At 60.0% G+C, this 18,760-nt stretch carries 28 protein-coding genes; 26 read left to right on the forward strand and 2 right to left on the reverse strand.

Going from position 1 to position 18,760, the window contains the following annotated elements; translation table 11 throughout:
* The first annotated feature begins 64 nt into the window (after nucleotides 1–64).
* The 12 genes from tuf (at nucleotide 65) to rplP (ending at nucleotide 9,559) form a co-directional block, all read left to right on the forward strand.
* Complete coding sequence (gene tuf / locus ACGYLX_RS00085; protein ID WP_067260569.1) at nucleotides 65–1,240, forward strand: elongation factor Tu; 1,176 nt, start codon at nucleotides 65–67, stop codon at nucleotides 1,238–1,240.
* A gap of 427 nt (nucleotides 1,241–1,667) precedes the next feature.
* The gene (gene rpsJ / locus ACGYLX_RS00090; protein ID WP_067267998.1) at nucleotides 1,668–1,988 is read left to right on the forward strand and encodes a 30S ribosomal protein S10; all 321 of its coding nucleotides are present in this window, start codon (nucleotides 1,668–1,670) and stop codon (nucleotides 1,986–1,988) included.
* Between the two features lie 18 nt (nucleotides 1,989–2,006).
* Nucleotides 2,007–2,885 carry a 50S ribosomal protein L3 gene (gene rplC, locus ACGYLX_RS00095; protein WP_209218388.1) on the forward strand — a complete coding sequence of 293 codons (879 nt, stop codon included), beginning with the start codon at nucleotides 2,007–2,009 and terminating at the stop codon, nucleotides 2,883–2,885.
* Nucleotides 2,882–3,499, forward strand: coding sequence for a 50S ribosomal protein L4 (gene rplD, locus ACGYLX_RS00100; RefSeq protein ID WP_067267960.1), 618 nt, complete (start codon nucleotides 2,882–2,884; stop codon nucleotides 3,497–3,499). The genes rplC and rplD overlap by 4 nt, the downstream gene beginning before the upstream one ends.
* Nucleotides 3,496–3,792, forward strand: coding sequence for a 50S ribosomal protein L23 (locus ACGYLX_RS00105; protein ID WP_067267962.1), 297 nt, complete (start codon nucleotides 3,496–3,498; stop codon nucleotides 3,790–3,792). Before rplD ends, ACGYLX_RS00105 begins: the two co-directional genes overlap by 4 nt.
* Nucleotides 3,793–4,190: 398 nt before the next feature.
* Nucleotides 4,191–5,222, forward strand: a complete 1,032-nt coding sequence (locus tag ACGYLX_RS00110; protein ID WP_394446643.1) for a fatty acid desaturase — start codon at nucleotides 4,191–4,193, stop codon at nucleotides 5,220–5,222.
* 240 nt (nucleotides 5,223–5,462) lie between these two features.
* Entirely contained in the window at nucleotides 5,463–6,605 is a 1,143-nt protein-coding gene (locus tag ACGYLX_RS00115) for a PRC-barrel domain-containing protein (protein WP_394446644.1), read from the forward strand.
* Nucleotides 6,606–6,916: 311 nt separating this feature from the next.
* Nucleotides 6,917–7,759 (forward strand): 50S ribosomal protein L2, encoded by an 843-nt coding sequence (rplB, locus tag ACGYLX_RS00120; protein ID WP_067267965.1) that lies wholly within the window; start codon nucleotides 6,917–6,919, stop codon nucleotides 7,757–7,759.
* 3 nt (nucleotides 7,760–7,762) lie between these two features.
* On the forward strand, nucleotides 7,763–8,041 hold the full coding sequence (rpsS, locus tag ACGYLX_RS00125; protein WP_067267967.1) for a 30S ribosomal protein S19: 279 nt from the start codon (nucleotides 7,763–7,765) through the stop codon (nucleotides 8,039–8,041).
* A 3-nt stretch (nucleotides 8,042–8,044) separates the two neighbouring features.
* Complete coding sequence (gene rplV, locus ACGYLX_RS00130; RefSeq protein ID WP_067267968.1) at nucleotides 8,045–8,425, forward strand: 50S ribosomal protein L22; 381 nt, start codon at nucleotides 8,045–8,047, stop codon at nucleotides 8,423–8,425.
* A complete protein-coding gene (rpsC, locus tag ACGYLX_RS00135) occupies nucleotides 8,425–9,132 on the forward strand; it encodes a 30S ribosomal protein S3 (protein ID WP_394446646.1) in 708 nt (235 codons plus the stop codon). Before rplV ends, rpsC begins: the two co-directional genes overlap by 1 nt.
* A 13-nt stretch (nucleotides 9,133–9,145) precedes the next feature.
* Complete coding sequence (gene rplP / locus ACGYLX_RS00140) at nucleotides 9,146–9,559, forward strand: 50S ribosomal protein L16 (RefSeq protein ID WP_007118841.1); 414 nt, start codon at nucleotides 9,146–9,148, stop codon at nucleotides 9,557–9,559.
* A 69-nt stretch (nucleotides 9,560–9,628) separates the two neighbouring features.
* Here the strand turns inward: rplP and ACGYLX_RS00145 are convergent, their stop codons facing one another.
* Both ACGYLX_RS00145 and ACGYLX_RS00150 read right to left on the reverse strand, forming a co-directional pair.
* A complete protein-coding gene (locus ACGYLX_RS00145) occupies nucleotides 9,629–10,183 on the reverse strand; it encodes a hypothetical protein (RefSeq protein ID WP_394446648.1) in 555 nt (184 codons plus the stop codon).
* A 294-nt stretch (nucleotides 10,184–10,477) separates the two neighbouring features.
* Nucleotides 10,478–11,098, reverse strand: a complete 621-nt coding sequence (locus ACGYLX_RS00150) for a TIGR02466 family protein (RefSeq protein WP_394446650.1) — start codon at nucleotides 11,096–11,098, stop codon at nucleotides 10,478–10,480.
* Between the two features lie 181 nt (nucleotides 11,099–11,279).
* Between ACGYLX_RS00150 and rpmC the strand changes: the two genes are divergently transcribed.
* The 14 genes from rpmC to ACGYLX_RS00220 all read left to right on the forward strand — a co-directional run bounded on the left by rpmC (nucleotide 11,280) and on the right by ACGYLX_RS00220 (nucleotide 18,691).
* Complete coding sequence (rpmC, locus tag ACGYLX_RS00155; protein ID WP_209218384.1) at nucleotides 11,280–11,483, forward strand: 50S ribosomal protein L29; 204 nt, start codon at nucleotides 11,280–11,282, stop codon at nucleotides 11,481–11,483.
* Between the two features lie 14 nt (nucleotides 11,484–11,497).
* Nucleotides 11,498–11,743, forward strand: coding sequence for a 30S ribosomal protein S17 (gene rpsQ / locus ACGYLX_RS00160; RefSeq protein WP_067267977.1), 246 nt, complete (start codon nucleotides 11,498–11,500; stop codon nucleotides 11,741–11,743).
* Between the two features lie 63 nt (nucleotides 11,744–11,806).
* On the forward strand, nucleotides 11,807–12,175 hold the full coding sequence (rplN, locus tag ACGYLX_RS00165) for a 50S ribosomal protein L14 (RefSeq protein WP_005621870.1): 369 nt from the start codon (nucleotides 11,807–11,809) through the stop codon (nucleotides 12,173–12,175).
* A 2-nt stretch (nucleotides 12,176–12,177) separates the two neighbouring features.
* The gene (gene rplX / locus ACGYLX_RS00170) at nucleotides 12,178–12,489 is read left to right on the forward strand and encodes a 50S ribosomal protein L24 (protein WP_067267981.1); all 312 of its coding nucleotides are present in this window, start codon (nucleotides 12,178–12,180) and stop codon (nucleotides 12,487–12,489) included.
* Entirely contained in the window at nucleotides 12,482–13,045 is a 564-nt protein-coding gene (gene rplE / locus ACGYLX_RS00175) for a 50S ribosomal protein L5 (protein ID WP_209218383.1), read from the forward strand. The genes rplX and rplE overlap by 8 nt, the downstream gene beginning before the upstream one ends.
* A gap of 18 nt (nucleotides 13,046–13,063) precedes the next feature.
* Complete coding sequence (rpsN, locus tag ACGYLX_RS00180) at nucleotides 13,064–13,369, forward strand: 30S ribosomal protein S14 (protein WP_136720403.1); 306 nt, start codon at nucleotides 13,064–13,066, stop codon at nucleotides 13,367–13,369.
* 12 nt (nucleotides 13,370–13,381) lie between these two features.
* A complete protein-coding gene (gene rpsH, locus ACGYLX_RS00185) occupies nucleotides 13,382–13,774 on the forward strand; it encodes a 30S ribosomal protein S8 (RefSeq protein ID WP_067267987.1) in 393 nt (130 codons plus the stop codon).
* 10 nt (nucleotides 13,775–13,784) lie between these two features.
* Nucleotides 13,785–14,318 (forward strand): 50S ribosomal protein L6, encoded by a 534-nt coding sequence (gene rplF / locus ACGYLX_RS00190; RefSeq protein WP_394446652.1) that lies wholly within the window; start codon nucleotides 13,785–13,787, stop codon nucleotides 14,316–14,318.
* An 11-nt stretch (nucleotides 14,319–14,329) separates the two neighbouring features.
* Nucleotides 14,330–14,689, forward strand: a complete 360-nt coding sequence (gene rplR, locus ACGYLX_RS00195; protein WP_067267990.1) for a 50S ribosomal protein L18 — start codon at nucleotides 14,330–14,332, stop codon at nucleotides 14,687–14,689.
* 169 nt (nucleotides 14,690–14,858) lie between these two features.
* Entirely contained in the window at nucleotides 14,859–15,440 is a 582-nt protein-coding gene (gene rpsE / locus ACGYLX_RS00200; RefSeq protein ID WP_067267992.1) for a 30S ribosomal protein S5, read from the forward strand.
* Nucleotides 15,441–15,442: 2 nt separating this feature from the next.
* On the forward strand, nucleotides 15,443–15,631 hold the full coding sequence (gene rpmD / locus ACGYLX_RS00205) for a 50S ribosomal protein L30 (RefSeq protein ID WP_067267994.1): 189 nt from the start codon (nucleotides 15,443–15,445) through the stop codon (nucleotides 15,629–15,631).
* A 431-nt stretch (nucleotides 15,632–16,062) separates the two neighbouring features.
* Entirely contained in the window at nucleotides 16,063–16,545 is a 483-nt protein-coding gene (gene rplO, locus ACGYLX_RS00210; protein ID WP_394446654.1) for a 50S ribosomal protein L15, read from the forward strand.
* A 119-nt stretch (nucleotides 16,546–16,664) separates the two neighbouring features.
* Entirely contained in the window at nucleotides 16,665–18,047 is a 1,383-nt protein-coding gene (secY, locus tag ACGYLX_RS00215) for a preprotein translocase subunit SecY (protein ID WP_394417095.1), read from the forward strand.
* The gene (locus tag ACGYLX_RS00220; protein WP_394446656.1) at nucleotides 18,044–18,691 is read left to right on the forward strand and encodes an adenylate kinase; all 648 of its coding nucleotides are present in this window, start codon (nucleotides 18,044–18,046) and stop codon (nucleotides 18,689–18,691) included. Before secY ends, ACGYLX_RS00220 begins: the two co-directional genes overlap by 4 nt.
* Nucleotides 18,692–18,760 lie beyond the last annotated feature (69 nt).

Here is an 18,760-nt window from a genome sequence, read left to right on the forward strand (position 1 = left end):
GACCCAAATCGTTGGGTGTGTGCTGCGCATACACCATTGAGAAAGACCAAAAGGAGCCAACACCATGGCAAAGGCAAAGTTTGAACGCACCAAACCGCACGTCAACATCGGCACGATCGGCCACGTTGACCACGGTAAAACCACGCTGACCGCGGCGATCACCAAGTATTTCGGTGACTTCCAGGCGTATGACCAGATCGACGGCGCGCCCGAAGAGAAGGCCCGCGGCATCACCATCTCGACCGCGCACGTCGAGTATGAGACCGAGAACCGTCACTACGCCCACGTCGACTGCCCTGGCCACGCTGACTATGTGAAAAACATGATCACCGGTGCGGCGCAGATGGACGGCGCGATCCTGGTTGTGAACGCGGCCGACGGCCCGATGCCCCAGACCCGCGAGCACATCCTGCTCGGCCGTCAGGTTGGCATCCCCGCCATGGTCGTCTTCATGAACAAAGTTGACCAGGTTGACGACGAAGAGCTGCTCGAGCTCGTCGAGATGGAAATCCGCGAACTGCTGTCCTCCTACGACTACCCCGGCGACGACATCCCCGTTGTTGCAGGTTCCGCTCTGGCGGCGATGGAAGGCAACAAGCCCGAGATCGGCGAAGAGTCCATCAAGAAGCTGATGGCCGAAGTTGACGCCTACATCCCGACACCTGAGCGTGCCGTGGACCAGCCCTTCCTGATGCCGGTCGAAGACGTCTTCTCGATCTCTGGCCGTGGTACCGTTGTGACTGGCCGTGTCGAGCGTGGCGTGATCAACGTTGGCGACGAAATCGAAATCGTCGGCATCCGCGACACCAAGAAAACCACCTGCACCGGTGTGGAAATGTTCCGCAAGCTGCTGGACCGTGGTGAAGCTGGCGACAACATCGGCGCCCTGCTGCGCGGCGTTGAGCGTGACGGCGTTGAGCGTGGTCAGGTTCTCTGCAAGCCCGGCTCCGTGACACCGCACACCAAGTTCGAAGCCGAAGCCTACATCCTCACCAAAGAGGAAGGTGGCCGTCACACGCCGTTCTTCGCGAACTACCGTCCGCAGTTCTACTTCCGTACAACTGACGTGACCGGCACCGTTCAGCTGGCAGAAGGCACCGAGATGGTCATGCCCGGCGACAACGTGTCCTTCGGCGTTGAGCTGATCGCACCGATCGCCATGGAAAACGGCCTGCGCTTCGCGATCCGCGAAGGTGGCCGGACTGTTGGCGCGGGCGTCGTTTCCAAAATCACTGAGTGATTTTGAAACGGACCCGGTGGGCGGCTGTCGCTCCGCAGGAGCGATGAGAGCCCACCCCCTGGCCTGACCGGGGACCACGGTTCAGATATTCGAAAGGCCGCAGCGTTTGCTGCGGCCTTTTGCTTTGGCGGGAGAGGGGCCTTTGGCGTGCGCGTGATACTGGGGGAGACGCCGCATTTATTGATTGTGATTGAACGCGGACGGGGTGCGCGGTCACGCCGGGGCGGCGTGACTTTGCGCGCTGGTTCTAAAAACACGGGGGTTTTTAGAACCCTCTTGCCACTTGCTTTGATTCCCCCTATAGGACGCGCATCGAACCGGGGTGCGTTAGACGCGCCCCGTTTGATTTATTACCAAGGCGCGAAGAGGGGGCCGGATGAGCCTGCTTCCTCCAATCCGTTAGAATCCCAAAACAAGGGATATGCATATGGCCGTTCAAAGCCAGAACATCCGCATTCGCCTGAAGGCGTTTGACTACCGGGTGCTCGATGCCTCCACTCAGGAAATCGTCAGCACCGCCAAGCGCACAGGCGCTTCGGTTCGCGGTCCCATTCCGCTGCCGAACAAGATCGAGAAATTCACCGTTCTTCGTGGTCCCCACGTCGACAAGAAATCCCGTGACCAGTTTGAAATCCGCACGCACAAGCGTCTGCTGGATATCATCGATCCGACCCCCCAGACCGTGGACGCGCTGATGAAGCTCGACCTCGCCGCTGGCGTGGACGTCGAGATCAAGCTGCAATCGTAAAGCCGGGAGGGTAATCATATGTTGCGCTCAGGCGTTATTGCAAAAAAAGTCGGCATGACCCGGCTGTTCATGGAAGACGGCAAGCAGATCCCTGTGACCGTTCTTCAGTTGGACAAGCTTCAGGTTGTCGCACAGCGCACCGCGGACCGTGACGGCTACACCGCCGTTCAGCTCGGTGCCGGTTCGGCGAAAGCCAAACGTACAAGCCAAGCGATGCGTGGCCACTTCGCCGCGGCGAAAGTGGAACCAAAGCGCAAGCTGGCCGAATTCCGCGTCGACGCGGATGCGATGATCAACGTCGGTGAGGAAATCACCGCTGACCATTACTTCGCCGGTCAGTATGTTGACGTTGCAGGCACTTCGATCGGTAAAGGTTTTGCCGGTGCGATGAAGCGTCACAACTTCGGCGGTCTGCGGGCGACACACGGTGTCTCCATCAGCCACCGTTCGCACGGCTCCACAGGCCAGTGTCAGGATCCCGGCAAGGTTTTCAAAGGTAAGAAAATGGCCGGTCACATGGGTGCTGCCCGTGTCACTACGCAGAACCTCGAAGTCGTCAAGACCGACAGCGCGCGTGGCCTGATCATGGTCAAAGGCGCCGTTCCCGGCTCCAAAGGTGGCTGGGTCACCGTCAAGGATGCGGTCAAAAAGCCGTTCCCCGAAGACGCGATTCTGCCCGCCGCTCTGAAATCTGCCGCTGACGAAGCCGCGAAAGCCGCCGAAGAGGCCGCCGCCGCAGCCGCCGCAGAGGCAGAAGCCGAAGCCAAGCGTTTGGCCGAAGAGCAAGCCGCACAGGAAGCTGAAGCGCTGAAAGCCGCAGAAGCCGAAATCGCAGCTGAAGGTTCGGATGCCGACAATTCCGATGCCGACGCTGACAAGAAAGAAGGTGACGCATGAAACTCGATGTCATCAAACTCGACGGTGGCAAAGCCGGGTCGGTAGACCTGGACGAAGCCCTGTTCGGCCTGGAGCCGCGTGCCGACATCCTGCACCGCGTCGTGCGCTGGCAGCGTAACAACGCGCAGCAGGGTACGCACAAGGTCAAGACCCGGTCCGAGACCAGCTACTCGACCAAGAAGATCTATCGCCAGAAGGGCACCGGCGGCGCACGCCACGGTGACCGCAACGCGCCGATTTTCCGCAAGGGTGGTATCTACAAGGGTCCGACCCCGCGCAGCCACGGCCACGAGCTGACCAAGAAGTTCCGCAAGCTGGGCCTGCGCCACGCGCTGTCCGCCAAAGCAAAAGCCGGTTCGCTGGTCATCATCGACGAAGCAACTTCCGAGGGCAAAACCGCCGCTCTGGCCAAGCAGGTCTCGAACCTGGGCTGGAAACGCGCGCTGGTCATCGATGGCGCTTCGGTCAACGAGAACTTCGCACAGGCCGCGCGCAACATCGATGGGTTGGACATCCTGCCGTCGATGGGCGCAAACGTCTATGACATCCTCAAGCGTGACACCCTGGTGATCACCAAAGCGGGGATCGAAGCATTGGAGGCACGCCTGAAATGAGCGCCAAGCATCAACACTACGACGTGATCCGCAAGCCGGTCATCACCGAGAAGGCAACCATGGCGTCCGAACAGAACGCCGTCGTCTTTGAAGTCGCGATCGACAGTAACAAGCCGATGATCAAAGAGGCCGTCGAGGCGCTCTTCAACGTCAAGGTGAAGGCCGTGAACACGACCATCACCAAAGGCAAGGTCAAGCGTTTCCGGGGCCAGATGGGCCGCCGTAAAGACGTGAAAAAGGCCTATGTGACGCTCGAAGAGGGCAACACAATCGACGTTTCCACCGGGCTGTAAGCCCTCGGTTTGGAATTTGGGAAAGGCCTCCGCTTTGCGGGGGCCTTTTTCGTTTCGGGGATGCGCCGGGGCCCGGGACAAGCCGCAGGCGCCGGGCCATCGCCTGCCCGCCCGAACGGGTAGGCGATTTGGTGAGGCTGGACGTGACCTCGCAAAAGCACATCTCGGTTGAACCATAAAGTGGCACCAAGGTCCGTCAGATCGCCGACCCGCGGGCAGGCGCTGGCCCTCGGACCATGAATGCCACCCCGGCCATGGACTAGCCACAGGGTCAACCCTCCCCCAAAGCAGGCTGTTTCCAGCCTAAATGCCGCGACGTAACGGCAAAGGGTGACGTGGGCGTTGCTTGCGGCGTGCTTTCCTCTACAAGACCTCGGATAACGACAAAAAGCAGGTCCATGTCCCACGAAAAATCTACCTCTGGCGCGTCTGCAGACGTGTCGAACGCGCGCGACTGGGTGCGCGTGCTGGCCCGTTACCGCGAGCCGAGCACATGGCGCAGCAGTTTTGAACTGGCGATCACGCTTGGCCCCTTCATCCTCTTATGGACGCTCGCTTGGTGGGCGCTCTCAATCAGCGGCTGGCTGACGCTTGCCATCTCGCTGGTGAACGCGGGCTTCTTGCTGCGGCTCTTTGCGATCCAGCATGATTGCGGCCATGCGGCCTTTTTCAGCAGCCGTCGCACAAGCGATTGGGTGGGCCGCGTGTTGGGGGTGCTGACGCTGACGCCCTATGATGTCTGGCGACGGACCCATTCGATCCACCATTCCTCGGCCGGGAACCTTGGCCGTCGCGGAATCGGCGACATCCATACACTCACCGTGGCGGAGTATCGCGAGCTCGGGCTGTTCGGGCGTTTGCACTATCGCCTCTACCGCAATCCGATCGTGCTCTTCGGTCTTGGGCCGAGCTATCTGTTTTTCGTGCAGAACCGCGTCCCGCTGGGGCTGATGGCGCAGACACGCTATTGGCTGAGCGCGATGGGCACCAACCTGACGATCCTCGTAGCACTTGCGGTGATCTTCTACTTCGGGGGGATCATGCCCATTCTGCTGATCTTCGTGCCCAGCACCCTTCTGGCGGCCACGGCGGGCATGTGGTTGTTCTATGTGCAGCACCAGTTCGAGACGACCCATTGGGAGGAGAACGACGCTTGGGACCTGCATGATGCGGCTTTTCACGGCTCGTCGCACTATATCCTGCCCCGTCCGCTGCAATGGCTGAGCGCGAATATCGGCATTCACCATGTGCACCATCTTTACAGCCGCATTCCCTTCTATCGTCTGCCAGAGGTGCTGCGGGATCATGTGGCCTTGGCCGAAGGTAATCGCATGACCATTCGCGAAAGCCTCGCCAACGCGCGGCTGCACCTTTGGGATGAGAAAAGCAAACGTCTGCTGTCCTTCGCGCAGGCACGTCGCGCCGCTTGAAGCCCTCGCTACTGATGAAAGAAGCCCCCGCCTTGGCGGGGGTTTTTGCGTTTTGAGGTCATGGTATTACTCATACGCGATCCAGCTGCCGCCGGGTTCAATCATGCGGCGACCCCTTAAAAGTTCCGAAAAAAAGCCATCAATTTTCTTGGAACAGAGCAGAAAGCTGCCGGTTGTCTCACCGTGGAAGACGGGGTGCTGCGCGCCTCATTTAACGTAAACGAACACGGGAGAGACCTAATGATCTATACCAAAACACTCATGGCTGGCGTATCCGCCGTTGCCCTTTTCGCGGCCGCTCCGGTTCTGGCGCAGGATGCGACAGAGAACGTCGAAGAGACCATCGAGCGCAATGCCGAAGTCGAAGCCGAGATGGAAGCCGAAGTCGAAGGTGGCGCAGCCGCGACCGCGAATGTTGCTGGCGGCCAAGTGGTTGTCGAGCAGGAAGACGCCGAAGTTGACGTGACCGTTCCCGAGCCCGATGTGAACGTCTCGCAGGACGCGCCCGTTGTGACCGTTGAGCAGGGCCAGCCCGAAGTGAACGTCGCCGTTCCCGAGCCGACCGTTCGCGTGCAGCAGCAGGCTCCCATCATCACCGTTGAGCAGGCCCAGCCGCAGGTTACCGTGCGCATCCCCGAGCCCGTCGTGACCGTGCAGGTGCCTAAGCCACAGGTTGATGTCGACACCGGCGAGCCGATCGTTGACCTCGAGCAGCCCGAACCCGTCGTGAAGTTCGTGCGCCCCGAGCCGAAAGTAACCATCGAAGAAGCCGAGCCGCGCGTGACCGTTGAGCAGGCCGAAGCCGATGTAAACGTGGCTGAATCCGAAGAAGCCCGCGTCGACGTTGAGCAGCAAGAAGCCAACGTGAACGTGCAGCAGGGCGAAGACGCGAATGTCGTCGTCGAAGAAGCCGAAGCGCCGCAGGTTAACGTTGAAGGTGCCGAAGGCGCCGAGATCGACGTCGAGCAAGAGCAAGCGCGCGTGCTGATGGAAGACTTCAACGCGGACGAGCAGGGCAATATGGCCGAAGAAGACCGCGCCCGCTATCAGGAGAACGTGCAGCGTCTGCCGATCTTCAACCTGACCGCCGAAGAACTGACTGGCCGCAGCGTTGCCACCGAGACCGGTGAAGATGTTGGCGAAATCGACTTCATTGGCGTCCGTGGTGACACCGTTGTAGCGATCATCGGCGTTGGCGGTTTCCTTGGTATGGGCGAAAACGAAGTCGCCATTCCGGTTGAGAAGCTGATCATGCGCGAAGACGAAGTCATCGTCCCCGGCGTGACCGAGGAGCGTCTGGAAAGCATGCCGGAATTCAACGAAGCCGAAGTTGAAATCCTCGACCCCGGTATGCGTCTGGCCGAGAGCATTGGCCTTGACTAATACCCACCTTGGGTAGTCGCTAAACCAATAGAAGTAGGCGCTTCGGCGCCTTCTTTTCTTTTGTGCGGGCAGGGGAGAGGATTTTCGCCATGCCCACTGGACGGGCTGTTGCGAACCTGTTACGTCGCCACATCGGCTCAGACCCCGGATTCGTCCGGGGTTTGGCTATTTGAACGATCCCGGTGGTTGGGATGCCTGCCTCGCAAGAGATTTAAACCCATCCACCACTCCCACAGGGGACCTTCGGGGCCCTATAACCAACGCGCTTTCACCTCGGTGCGAGCGTGCCTAGCAAACGGAAGACAGAGAACATGGCACTCAAGTCGTACAAACCGACGACGCCAGGCCAGCGTGGACTGGTACTGATCGACCGTTCGGAGCTGTGGAAAGGCCGCCCGGTCAAAGCCCTTACTCAGGGTCTGACCAAATCCGGTGGCCGGAACAACACCGGACGAATCACAATGCGTCGTACAGGTGGTGGTGCAAAGCGCCTCTACCGTATCGTTGATTTCAAGCGTAACAAGCTGGACATGTCCGCTGTTGTCGCGCGGATCGAATATGACCCCAACCGCACAGCCTTCATCGCACTGATCCAGTACGAAGACGGCGAGCAGGCCTACATCCTGGCCCCGCAGCGTTTGGCCATCGGCGACAAGATCATCGCCGGCGCCAAAGTGGACATCAAGCCCGGCAACGCGATGCCTTTCTCGGGCATGCCGATCGGTACGATCGTCCACAACATCGAGATGAAGCCCGGCAAAGGCGGTCAGATCGCCCGTGCCGCCGGCACCTACGCCCAGTTCGTGGGTCGTGACGGTGGCTACGCTCAGATCCGTCTGAGCTCCGGCGAGCTGCGTCTCGTGCGTCAGGAATGCATGGCCACCGTCGGTGCCGTCAGCAACCCCGACAACTCCAACCAGAACTACGGTAAAGCGGGCCGCATGCGTCACAAGGGCATCCGTCCTTCTGTTCGTGGTGTGGTGATGAACCCGATCGACCACCCGCACGGCGGTGGTGAAGGCCGGACCTCTGGTGGTCGTCACCCGGTTACTCCTTGGGGTAAGCCGACGAAGGGTGCCAAGACCCGCAACAAGAACAAAGCGTCCAGCAAGCTTATCATCCGCTCGCGTCACGCCAAGAAGAAGGGGCGTTAATCAATGGCTCGTTCAGTATGGAAAGGTCCTTTTGTCGACTCTTATGTCCTCAAAAAGGCAGAGGCTTCCCGTGAGGGCGGCCGTAACGAAGTGATCAAGATCTGGTCGCGCCGCAGCACGATCCTGCCCCAGTTCGTGGGTCTGACGTTCGGCGTTTACAACGGTCACAAGCACATTCCTGTCAACGTCAGCGAAGAAATGATCGGTCAGAAGTTCGGTGAATACTCTCCGACTCGGACCTACTACGGTCATGCCGCCGACAAAAAAGCGAAGCGGAAATAAGCCATGAGCAAGGATAAGAATCCCCGCCGCGTGGCAGACAACGAAGCAATGGCAAAGCTGCGCATGCTTCGTACGAGCCCGCAGAAACTGAACCTGGTTGCTGCCCTCATCCGTGGCAAGTCCGTGGACAAGGCGCTGACCGACCTGACCTTCTCCAAGAAGCGGGTCGCGCAGGACGTGAAGAAATGCCTTCAGTCCGCCATCGCCAACGCGGAAAACAACCACAACCTGGACGTCGATGAGCTGATCGTGGCCGAGGCCTATGTCGGCAAGAACCTGACCATGAAGCGCGGTCGCCCGCGGGCCCGTGGCCGGTTCGGCAAGATCATCAAGCCGTTTGCCGAGATCACGATCAAAGTGCGTCAAGTTGAGGAGCAAGCCTGATGGGTAACAAAGTCAATCCGATCGGTATGCGCCTTCAGGTGAACCGCACCTGGGACAGCCGCTGGTACGCCGACACCAAGGATTACGGTGATCTTCTGCTCGAAGACCTCGCAATCCGCGACTTCATCAAGAAAGAGTGCCACCAGGCCGGTGTTGCCCGTGTGATTATCGAGCGTCCGCACAAGAAGTGCCGCGTCACGATCCACACAGCACGCCCCGGCGTCATCATCGGCAAGAAAGGCGCGGACATCGAGATGCTGCGCCAGAAGATTGCCAAGATGACCAACTCGGAACTGCACCTCAACATCGTTGAGGTCCGCAAGCCCGAGCTGGACGCACATCTGGTTGGTGAGAGCATTGCACAGCAGCTGGAGCGCCGGGTGTCTTTCCGCCGCGCCATGAAACGTGCCGTGCAGAACGCCATGCGCATGGGCGCACTGGGCATCCGCGTGAACCTCGCGGGTCGTCTGGGTGGTGCCGAGATCGCGCGTACCGAATGGTACCGCGAAGGTCGCGTGCCGCTGCACACATTGCGTGCCGACATCGATTACGCGCATGTCGAGGCGTCCACCGCCTACGGCATCATCGGGATCAAAACCTGGATCTTCAAAGGCGAGATCATGGAACACGACCCCGCCGCGCGTGACCGCAAGGCACAGGAACTCCAAGACGGCCCAGCACCTCGCGGTGCCGGCGGTCGTCGCTAAGGGGGAATGAGAAATGCTTCAACCAAAGCGTACTAAATTCCGCAAGCAGTTCAAAGGCTCGATCAAGGGTCTGGCGAAGGGCGGGTCTGACCTGAACTTCGGCACCTATGGCCTGAAGGCGCTGCAGCCGGAGCGGGTTACAGCCCGTCAAATCGAAGCGGCACGCCGCGCCATGACGCGTCACATGAAGCGTCAGGGCCGTGTCTGGATCCGCATTTTCCCGGATGTTCCGGTAACCTCCAAGCCCGTCGAAGTTCGTATGGGTAAAGGTAAAGGTTCCGTCGACTTCTGGGCCGCCAAGGTCAAGCCGGGCCGCATCATGTTCGAGATCGACGGTGTCGGTGAAGACGTGGCGCGCGAAGCCCTGCGTCTGGCAGCCATGAAGCTGCCGATCAAGACCCGGGTTGTGGTCCGCGAGGACTGGTAAGCCCGTAGCCCCGCAAGGGGTGTTGAGAGAAAAGACCCCCGTCGAGCGATCGGCGGGGGTTTTGCATTGTCAGTCTTCGCGGTCCAGTGCGAGCCAGAGTTTCCCGCCCCGGTAGCCGCCCTTCACCAGATGGCCCGGGGTGCTGATCTCGGGGTGGGCCTCGCTCCAATCCCGGAACTGGTCCCGGCTGACGATCCGGCCGCGGTGATCGCGAGCCGCTTTCAAAATGTAGGGATCGGCGGGCGTGCCTTTCGGGACGACCATCACGCGGCTTGCGGGCAGGTCAAGCTGGCTGCTCAACGCCTTGTCGTGTTGGTACCGGCCGATTAGGCGATAGCCGGCATTTGCGTCGAAAACCACGCAAGGGGATTGTCCGCGCGCGCGGAGTTCGTCCACCACCTCGCGCACGGCGCGGATGTCAGGTGCTCCGGTTTTCCAGAACATGACGTTGGAGCCGTCAACGATAACCCAGTCTTGGCGCCCCCAGCGGAGCGACCGCAGGAGGAGGATCGCGCTGGCGAAGGCGCAGGGCAGGGCGATGAGCAGCAGGTCGCGGAATGCAGGGTTTATGAATGCAGCAGCCGTGGCGGCGGCTGAGGCGAGGAGAAGGATGCGGAGAAACATGGCGACGCGAATGACCTTTTAAATGCGATCAACTGTCGGTCAAGTTTTCCATCAGGGCAAGAAGCCTGTCACTGCCACCCCGGCCCGATCCGCGCCGCAGGCGCCGGGCCATCGCCTGCCCGCCCGTCACGCCAGAAGCGTGCCAGAATATACGAGGCGCACCTTTGGTGCGACCGGGTAGGCGATTTGGTGAGGCTGGGCGCGACATCGAGGGCGCACATCGCAGTCAAGATATAAAGTGGCCGGGGCAGCCACGGATCGCCGACCCGCGGGCAGGCGATGGCCCTCAGTCTTTTACGCCCAGTTGTAGTTAAAACTCACCGAAACCCGATCTTCCTCGATCATGTTCATCGGCACCTCGTGCCGCAGCCAGCTTTCCCACAGCAGCACGTCGCCCGCTTCGGGGGCCACATAGATGAAAGGCCGCAGTTCCTCGCGCGCGTCCTTCATCCGGCCCGGCGCAGCCATCATCATCGGCAGGCGCGGGTCTTCGAAACGGATCGCGCTGGCGCCCTCGGGCATGGTCACATAGGTCGTGCCTGAAATCACCGAATGCGGGTGGATATGCGAGGTGTGGATGCCGCCCTCGGGCAGGATGTTCAGCCAAAGCGAGTCGAGCACCAGCTTGCGGTCACCCAGATCGAACTGCAGATCTTCGACAAAGGCCGCAACATGTGCGTCCAGCACCTTCTTCAGATCCGCGAAGATCGGGAACCGGTAGGGCAGGTCATCCAGCGAGGCATAGGAGGTGTAGCCCGCATAGCCGTTCTCTTCGCACCAGTCCTGACCGGCCTCGTCATCCTCGGCTATCGAGAAGCAGGATGCGGCCAGTTCATCGGTGTCGATGGGCTTGCCATGGTCCGACAGGGCGGCGTGATAGAGGCGGGTGGCGAAAAGCGATTTGATGTTTGACATGGAACCTCCTTACGCCGAACATACCCCTATCGCCAGCCTATTTGCGCCAAAAGCGCAGATGCGGGCCAACGGGGGTTGCCATGTGCGACCTCAACGCGTATTGGCACCTTTCATCATGAACTCCACCAGAATCATGGTCACCCTGACAGGGGCCTACTGGTGATGTTGAAAGGAAGAGGCCGTGAAAGCCAGCGAACTGCACGACAAGACGCCGGACCAGCTCCGCGACGAACTTGTGAACCTGAAAAAAGAATCCTTCAACTTGCGTTTCCAGCAGGCCACCGGCCAGCTTGAGAATTCCGCACGTCTGAAGACTGTTAAGCGTGACGTGGCCCGTGTCCACACCGTGCTGAACCAGAAAGCCGCTGCTGCGGCAGCCGAATAATAGGAGCCTGAAACATGCCCAAGCGTATCCTTACAGGCACCGTGACATCGGACGCCAACGCACAAACAGTTTCCGTTTCCGTAGAGCGCCGCTTTACGCATCCGGTTCTGAAAAAGACCATCCGTAAGTCCAAAAAGTACCGGGCTCACGATGAGAACAACACGTTCAAGGTGGGCGACACTGTGCGCATCATCGAATGTGCCCCCAAGTCGAAAACCAAACGTTGGGAAGTTCTGACTTCGGACAAAGCCGAGGCCTGAGCCCCTTAAACGAAACCCTGGGATGAGGGCCGCATCGCCCCCCAGAAGGTCGGGAGAAACCAAATGATCCAGATGCAGACCAACCTGGATGTTGCTGACAACAGCGGCGCGCGCCGTGTTCAGTGCATCAAGGTCCTGGGTGGTTCCAAGCGTAAATACGCGTCCGTCGGCGACATCATCGTCGTGTCGGTCAAGGAAGCCATCCCGCGTGGTCGTGTGAAAAAGGGCGACGTCCGTAAGGCCGTCGTCGTTCGCACCGCCAAAGAAGTTCGTCGTGAAGATGGCACCGCCATCCGCTTTGACCGCAACGCTGCTGTTATTTTGAATAACAACAACGAACCCGTCGGCACCCGTATCTTCGGGCCGGTCGTTCGTGAGCTGCGCGCGAAGAACTTCATGAAAATCATCTCGCTCGCTCCGGAGGTGCTGTAATCATGGCTGCTAAACTTCGCAAAGGTGACAAGGTCATCGTCCTGTCCGGCAAGGACAAAGGCAAGACGGGTACCATCTCGTCCGTTGACCCCAAGTCGAACAAGGCCATCGTTGACGGCGTGAAAATCGCCATCCGCGCCACGCGCCAGACACAGACATCTCAAGGCGGCCGCATCCCCAAGGCGATGCCGATCGACCTGAGCAACCTCGCACTGGTGGATGCCAATGGCAAAGCCACCCGCGTGGGTTTCAAAATCGAAGGCGACAAGAAAGTGCGCTTTGCCAAGACCACGGGGGACGTGATCGATGCTTGATACCGCAACCTACACACCCCGCCTTCAGGCCGAATACCGCGAGAAGATCCGCGCCGCCCTGAAAGAGGAATTCGGCTACAAGAACGACATGATGATCCCCAAGCTGGACAAGATCGTTCTGAACATCGGCTGCGGTGCCGAAGCCGTACGCGACAGCAAGAAAGCCAAGTCGGCTCAGGAAGACCTGACCGCGATTGCAGGCCAGAAGGCTCTGACAACCGTGGCCAAGAAATCCATCGCTGGTTTTCGCGTGCGTGAGGACATGCCTTTGGGTGCGAAAGTCACCCTGCGTGGCGACCGTATGTACGAATTCCTTGATCGTCTGATCACGATCGCAATGCCCCGTATCCGCGACTTCCGCGGCATCTCGGGCAAAAGCTTCGACGGCCGTGGCAACTACGCCATGGGCTTGAAAGAGCATATCGTGTTCCCCGAAATCGACTTCGACAAAGTTGACGAGACTTGGGGTATGGACATCGTGATCGCCACCACGGCGAAAACCGACGCTGAAGCCAAGGCGCTGTTGAAAGCATTCAACATGCCCTTCAATTCATAAGCGCGGGAAGGATTAGAAATGGCTAAGAAATCCATGATTGAGCGCGAGAAGAAGCGCGAAGCACTGGTTAAGAAGTACGCTGACAAGCGCGCGGCTCTGAAAGAGATCGTGAGCGACGAAAGCAAACCGATGGAAGAGCGTTTCCGCGCTTCCCTGAAGCTGGCGAAACTGCCGCGCAACAGCTCTGCTGTGCGTCTGCACAACCGTTGCCAGCTGACGGGCCGCCCGCACGCCTACTATCGTAAACTGAAAATTTCGCGGATCGCGCTGCGGGACCTTGGCTCTTCCGGCCAGATTCCCGGCATGGTCAAGTCGAGCTGGTAAGGAGCGCATCAGATGAACGATCCTATCGCAGATATGCTGACACGCATCCGTAACTCTTCGCTGCGCGGCAAATCCACCGTCATGACACCGGCTTCCAAGCTGCGTGCATGGGTTCTGGACGTGCTGGCCGACGAAGGCTACATCCGCGGCTATGAAAAAGTCACGGGCGCCGATGGCCACCCCGCCATTGAGATCAGCCTCAAGTACTACGAAGGCGAACCTGTTATTCGCGAGCTGAAGCGGGTTTCCAAGCCCGGTCGCCGCGTCTACATGGCCGTCAATGACATCCCCGTCGTCCGTCAGGGCCTCGGCGTGTCGATTGTCTCCACCTCCAAAGGTGTGATGTCGGACGCATCTGCACGGTCTGCCAATGTTGGCGGCGAAGTGCTCTGCACCGTATTCTAAGGAGAAGACAATGTCTCGTATCGGTAAGAAACCAGTCGCTATGCCTTCGGGTGTCTCGGCAGAGGTGAGCGGTCAGATCATCGAAGTGAAGGGCCCCAAGGGCACCCGCAGCTTCCGTGCCACTGATGACGTGAGCCTCGCGGTCGAAGACAACGCAATCACTGTGACACCGCGCGGCAAGTCCAAGCGCGCCCGTCAGCAGTGGGGCATGTCCCGCACCATGATCGAAAACCTGGTGACCGGCGTCACGACGGGCTTCAAGAAAGAGCTTGAAATCCAAGGTGTTGGTTATCGTGCGGCCATGAACGGCAACACGCTGAAACTGAACCTCGGCCTCAGCCACGATGTCGACTACGTTGCGCCCGAGGGCGTGACCGTGACGGCACCCAAGCAGACCGAAATCGTTGTGGAAGGCATCGACGAACAGCTCGTTGGTCAGGTTGCCGCGAACATCCGCGCATGGCGCAAGCCCGAGCCCTATAAGGGCAAAGGCATCCGCTATAAGGGCGAGTTCATCTTCCGCAAAGAAGGCAAGAAGAAGTAAGGAACGGATTGATGGCAAATACCAAACGACAGCTGTTCCTGAAGCGCCGCATGCGCGTTCGGAACAAACTCCGCAAAGTCAACGCCGGGCGTCTTCGCCTGTCGGTACACCGTTCGTCCAAGAACATCTCGGCCCAGCTGATCGACGATGTGAACGGCGTGACACTGGCCTCCGCCTCCTCCATGGAGAAGGATCTGGGCGTGGTTGGCAAAAACAACATCGAAGCAGCGACCAAAGTCGGTGCCGCGATTGCCGAACGTGCCAAGAAAGCCGGCGTCGAAGAAGCATACTTCGACCGTGGCGGCTTCCTCTTCCACGGCAAGGTGAAGGCTCTTGCCGAAGCCGCGCGTGAAGGCGGTTTGAAGATCTGATTGTGCGGTGCGTGGGCAACCACGCACCCGCTCTCATACGAAGGCTATGCCTCGCGCATAGCTCTCCTGCGAAGAGGGCTGGGAAGGCCCTCTCGATGATCCGGGAGCCATGGGCTCACCAGGATTGATCCTAAGGGCCGGCAAGGCCACAGAAAAAGGAAGATGCCAGATGGCAAGAGATGACAACCGTGGGGGCAACCGCCGCAACCAACGCGACGAGACCCCGGAATTCGCTGACCGTCTGGTCGCGATCAACCGCGTGTCCAAGACCGTTAAGGGTGGTAAGCGTTTCGGCTTCGCCGCACTCGTGGTCGTGGGCGATCAGAAAGGCCGCGTCGGCTTTGGCAAGGGTAAAGCGAAAGAAGTGCCCGAGGCCATCCGCAAGGCGACCGAGCAAGCCAAGCGTCAGATGATCCGCGTTCAACTGCGCGAAGGCCGCACTCTGCACCACGACATGCATGGTCGTCACGGCGCAGGCCGCGTCATCATGCGCACAGCACCTGAAGGTACCGGTATCATCGCCGGTGGTCCGATGCGTGCCGTGTTCGAGATGTTGGGTGTGAAAGACGTTGTGTCCAAATCGGTCGGTTCGCAGAACCCCTACAACATGATCCGCGCCACTTTGGACGGTCTGAAGAAAGAGCAATCGCCCCGTTCCGTCGCGCAACGTCGCGGCAAGAAAGTGGCTGACATTCTGCCCAAGCGTGAAGACAACGTAGAGTCCTCCGCTCAAGTGGCTGAGGAGGCATAAGCATGGCCAAGACACTCGTAATCAAGCAGGTCGGTTCGCCGATCCGCCGCCCCGCCAAACAGCGCGCAACGCTGGTCGGCCTCGGCCTCAACAAAATGGGTCGCACCCGTGAGCTGGAAGATACTCCTTCCGTGCGCGGCATGATCAACAAGGTCTCGCATATGGTCGAGATCGTTGAGGAGAAAGGCTGAACTTAGGGTTCAGCGGTAGGGTGGGGGACCATCCTACGAAAGCGCCTCGCAGGGAACTGCGGGGCGTTTTGCGTTGTGGGGCAGGGGCGTCGTTCCGTGGGACAGCAAGCTCGGAATCAATCCGAAGGCGGCGGGCCATCTGCTGCCCGCACCGGAAGGCTGGCGATTTGGTGGGGCTGGGCACGACCTTGATAGAGTACACTATCGCGGCGCCATGAAGTGGGTCGGATAGCCGTTAAGATCGCCACCCCACGGGCAGGCGCTGGCCCTCGTGGCTGCGCAAAAAACCCTAGGCGCCATGCCCCCCTTGTCACGCCGCCCGCCATCCCCTATACGCCCCCGGTGGCCCGCGTTGGGTCGCAATGGAATCGCAACGCCGCGTTTGGCCACTCCCGTCGCTGGGGGCCATTTCCGGCATAAGGAGAAGCGACATGAAACTGCACGAACTTTCCGACAACGAAGGCGCAGCCAAGAAGCGTATGCGCGTTGGCCGTGGTCCCGGCTCTGGCAAGGGTAAAATGGGTGGCCGCGGTATCAAGGGTCAGAAGTCCCGCTCGGGTGTGAGCATCAACGGCTACGAAGGCGGCCAGATGCCCATCTACCAGCGTCTGCCCAAGCGTGGCTTCAACAAGCCGAACCGCAAATCCTTCGCTGTCGTTAACCTGGGCCTGATCCAGAAATTCATCGACGCGAAGAAACTCGACGCCGGCAACACCATCGACGCCGCAGCGCTGGTCGCTTCCGGTCTGGTCCGTCGTGAGCTGGACGGTATCCGCGTTCTGGCCAAGGGTGACATCACCTCCAAGATCGACCTGAACGTCGCTGGCGCTTCCAAGTCCGCCATCGAGGCGGTCGAGAAGGCAGGCGGCAAGGTGACCGTGACCGCCCCCAAGGCGGCCGAGGTATCCGAGTAAAGCGGCCTTAAGGCTTGTGAGCGGCGCGCCAGCCGCTTACATAGCCTCAAGTTTTCCCGAACGCCGCCCGCCGGAAAACGGCCCGGGCGGCGTTTTCGCAACAAGAGAAGAGACCCCTCATGGTATCTGCCGTCGAAAACATGGCCGCGAACACGAGCTGGTCCGCATTGGGCAAGGCAACAGACCTGCGCAACCGGATTCTGTTCACGCTCGGGCTGCTTATCGTTTACCGCCTTGGCACCTTCATTCCGGTTCCCGGCATCGACGGTGGCGCGCTGCGTGACTTTATGGAGAGCGCAGGCCAAGGCATCGGCGGCATGGTGTCGATGTTCACCGGCGGCGCGCTTGGCCGGATGGGTATCTTCGCTCTAGGCATCATGCCCTATATCTCGGCCTCGATCATCGTTCAGCTGCTGACCTCCATGGTTCCTGCGCTAGAACAGCTCAAGAAAGAGGGCGAGCAGGGGCGCAAGAAGATCAACCAGTATACACGCTACGGGACCGTGGCGCTGGCGACTTTGCAGTCCTATGGCCTTGCCGTGAGCCTTCAGGCCGGTGACATCGTCGCCGATGGCCAGATGGGTTTTAGCTTCATCGCAGCCTGTATGATTACCCTCGTCGGCGGCACCATGTTCCTGATGTGGCTGGGTGAGCAGATCACCGCACGCGGCATCGGCAACGGCATTTCGCTGATTATCTTCGTCGGCATCATCGCCGAGGTTCCCGCCGCCATCGCGCAGTTCTTTGCCTCGGGCCGATCGGGCGCGATCAGCCCCGCCGTGATCGTGGGTGTGCTGGTCATGGTGATCGCGACGATCATGTTCGTGGTCTTTATGGAGCGCGCGCTGCGCAAGATTCACATTCAATACCCCCGCCGCCAAGTCGGCATGAAAATGTACGATGGCGGCACCAGCCACCTGCCGATCAAGGTGAACCCGGCGGGCGTGATCCCGGCGATCTTCGCCTCCTCGCTGCTGTTGCTGCCAGTCACCGTCAGCACCTTCTCGGGCAATTCCACCAGCCCGGTGATGTCTTGGCTCTTGGCGAACTTCGGCCCCGGTCAGCCGCTCTACCTGCTGTTCTTCGTGGGCATGATCGTCTTCTTCGCCTATTTCTATACCTTCAACGTCAGCTTCAAACCCGATGACGTGGCCGACAACCTGAAGAACCAGAACGGCTTTGTCCCCGGCATCCGTCCCGGCAAGCGCACCGCCGAGTATCTGGAGTATGTGGTCAACCGCATCCTCGTCCTCGGCTCGGCCTATCTGGCGGCGGTCTGTGTTCTGCCCGAGATTCTGCGCGGCCAGTTCGCCATTCCCTTCTACTTCGGCGGCACCTCGGTGCTGATTGTCGTCTCGGTCACCATGGACACGATCCAACAGGTTCAGAGCCATCTGCTGGCGCATCAGTATGAAGGTCTGCTTGAGAAGTCTCAGCTGCGCGGCAAGGGCGCGGGCAAAGGCAAAGGTACACGCAAGAAACGGAGCCCCGTACGTCGATGAATATTATCCTACTCGGGCCTCCGGGCGCAGGCAAAGGCACCCAAGCACGTCATCTGGTTGAAACCCGCAACATGGTTCAGCTCTCCACCGGCGACATGCTGCGTGAAGCCAAGGACAGCGGGACGGAGATGGGCAAGATCGTGGCCGACGTGATGGACCGCGGCGCGCTTGTCACCGATGAGATCGTCATCGGCCTGATCCGCGAAAAGCTGACCGACAAGGCCGAGCATGGCGGCTTCATCTTCGACGGCTTCCCCCGCACGCTGGCGCAGGCCGATGCGCTGGCCGATCTGATGGCGCAGGAGGGGCAGACCCTCGACGCCGTGATCGAGATGAAGGTCGACGATGAGGCGCTGGTCGCGCGCATCACCGCGCGGTCCACTTGCGCAAGCTGTGGCGAGGTTTATAACGACCTGACCAAACCGATCCCCGAAGATGGTAAGTGCACGAACTGCGGCGGGACCGAGTTCAAGCGCCGCGCAGACGACAATGAGGAAAGCCTCAAAACCCGTCTGATGGCCTATTACAAGCAAACCTCGCCGCTGGTGGGCTACTACTACGCCAAAGATATGCTGAGCGGCGTCAATGGTCTGGGCAAGATCGACGAAGTCCGCAGCGCCATCGCCGAGATCCTCGACGCCTGAGCGCGTCGGGGCGGGCAGGGGCCGCGGCCCTGACCTTGATCTTCCGGTTTTGTGCGGGCCTTGACGCTC

The organism is Sulfitobacter sp. 1A13496 (genome assembly GCF_043557225.1).
Taxonomy (GTDB): Bacteria; Pseudomonadota; Alphaproteobacteria; order Rhodobacterales; family Rhodobacteraceae; genus Sulfitobacter; species Sulfitobacter faviae.

Coding starts and splice junctions, on each gene's coding strand:
- tuf (WP_067260569.1), top strand. CDS start 65: ATGGCAAAGGCAAAGTTTGAACGCACCAAACCGCACGTCAACATCGGC.
- rpsJ (WP_067267998.1), top strand. CDS start 1,668: ATGGCCGTTCAAAGCCAGAACATCCGCATTCGCCTGAAGGCGTTTGAC.
- rplC (WP_209218388.1), top strand. CDS start 2,007: ATGTTGCGCTCAGGCGTTATTGCAAAAAAAGTCGGCATGACCCGGCTG.
- rplD (WP_067267960.1), top strand. CDS start 2,882: ATGAAACTCGATGTCATCAAACTCGACGGTGGCAAAGCCGGGTCGGTA.
- ACGYLX_RS00105 (WP_067267962.1), top strand. CDS start 3,496: ATGAGCGCCAAGCATCAACACTACGACGTGATCCGCAAGCCGGTCATC.
- ACGYLX_RS00110 (WP_394446643.1), top strand. CDS start 4,191: ATGTCCCACGAAAAATCTACCTCTGGCGCGTCTGCAGACGTGTCGAAC.
- ACGYLX_RS00115 (WP_394446644.1), top strand. CDS start 5,463: ATGATCTATACCAAAACACTCATGGCTGGCGTATCCGCCGTTGCCCTT.
- rplB (WP_067267965.1), top strand. CDS start 6,917: ATGGCACTCAAGTCGTACAAACCGACGACGCCAGGCCAGCGTGGACTG.
- rpsS (WP_067267967.1), top strand. CDS start 7,763: ATGGCTCGTTCAGTATGGAAAGGTCCTTTTGTCGACTCTTATGTCCTC.
- rplV (WP_067267968.1), top strand. CDS start 8,045: ATGAGCAAGGATAAGAATCCCCGCCGCGTGGCAGACAACGAAGCAATG.
- rpsC (WP_394446646.1), top strand. CDS start 8,425: ATGGGTAACAAAGTCAATCCGATCGGTATGCGCCTTCAGGTGAACCGC.
- rplP (WP_007118841.1), top strand. CDS start 9,146: ATGCTTCAACCAAAGCGTACTAAATTCCGCAAGCAGTTCAAAGGCTCG.
- ACGYLX_RS00145 (WP_394446648.1), bottom strand. CDS start 10,183: ATGTTTCTCCGCATCCTTCTCCTCGCCTCAGCCGCCGCCACGGCTGCT.
- ACGYLX_RS00150 (WP_394446650.1), bottom strand. CDS start 11,098: ATGTCAAACATCAAATCGCTTTTCGCCACCCGCCTCTATCACGCCGCC.
- rpsQ (WP_067267977.1), top strand. CDS start 11,498: ATGCCCAAGCGTATCCTTACAGGCACCGTGACATCGGACGCCAACGCA.
- rplN (WP_005621870.1), top strand. CDS start 11,807: ATGATCCAGATGCAGACCAACCTGGATGTTGCTGACAACAGCGGCGCG.
- rplX (WP_067267981.1), top strand. CDS start 12,178: ATGGCTGCTAAACTTCGCAAAGGTGACAAGGTCATCGTCCTGTCCGGC.
- rplE (WP_209218383.1), top strand. CDS start 12,482: ATGCTTGATACCGCAACCTACACACCCCGCCTTCAGGCCGAATACCGC.
- rpsN (WP_136720403.1), top strand. CDS start 13,064: ATGGCTAAGAAATCCATGATTGAGCGCGAGAAGAAGCGCGAAGCACTG.
- rpsH (WP_067267987.1), top strand. CDS start 13,382: ATGAACGATCCTATCGCAGATATGCTGACACGCATCCGTAACTCTTCG.
- rplF (WP_394446652.1), top strand. CDS start 13,785: ATGTCTCGTATCGGTAAGAAACCAGTCGCTATGCCTTCGGGTGTCTCG.
- rplR (WP_067267990.1), top strand. CDS start 14,330: ATGGCAAATACCAAACGACAGCTGTTCCTGAAGCGCCGCATGCGCGTT.
- rpsE (WP_067267992.1), top strand. CDS start 14,859: ATGGCAAGAGATGACAACCGTGGGGGCAACCGCCGCAACCAACGCGAC.
- rpmD (WP_067267994.1), top strand. CDS start 15,443: ATGGCCAAGACACTCGTAATCAAGCAGGTCGGTTCGCCGATCCGCCGC.
- rplO (WP_394446654.1), top strand. CDS start 16,063: ATGAAACTGCACGAACTTTCCGACAACGAAGGCGCAGCCAAGAAGCGT.
- secY (WP_394417095.1), top strand. CDS start 16,665: ATGGTATCTGCCGTCGAAAACATGGCCGCGAACACGAGCTGGTCCGCA.
- ACGYLX_RS00220 (WP_394446656.1), top strand. CDS start 18,044: ATGAATATTATCCTACTCGGGCCTCCGGGCGCAGGCAAAGGCACCCAA.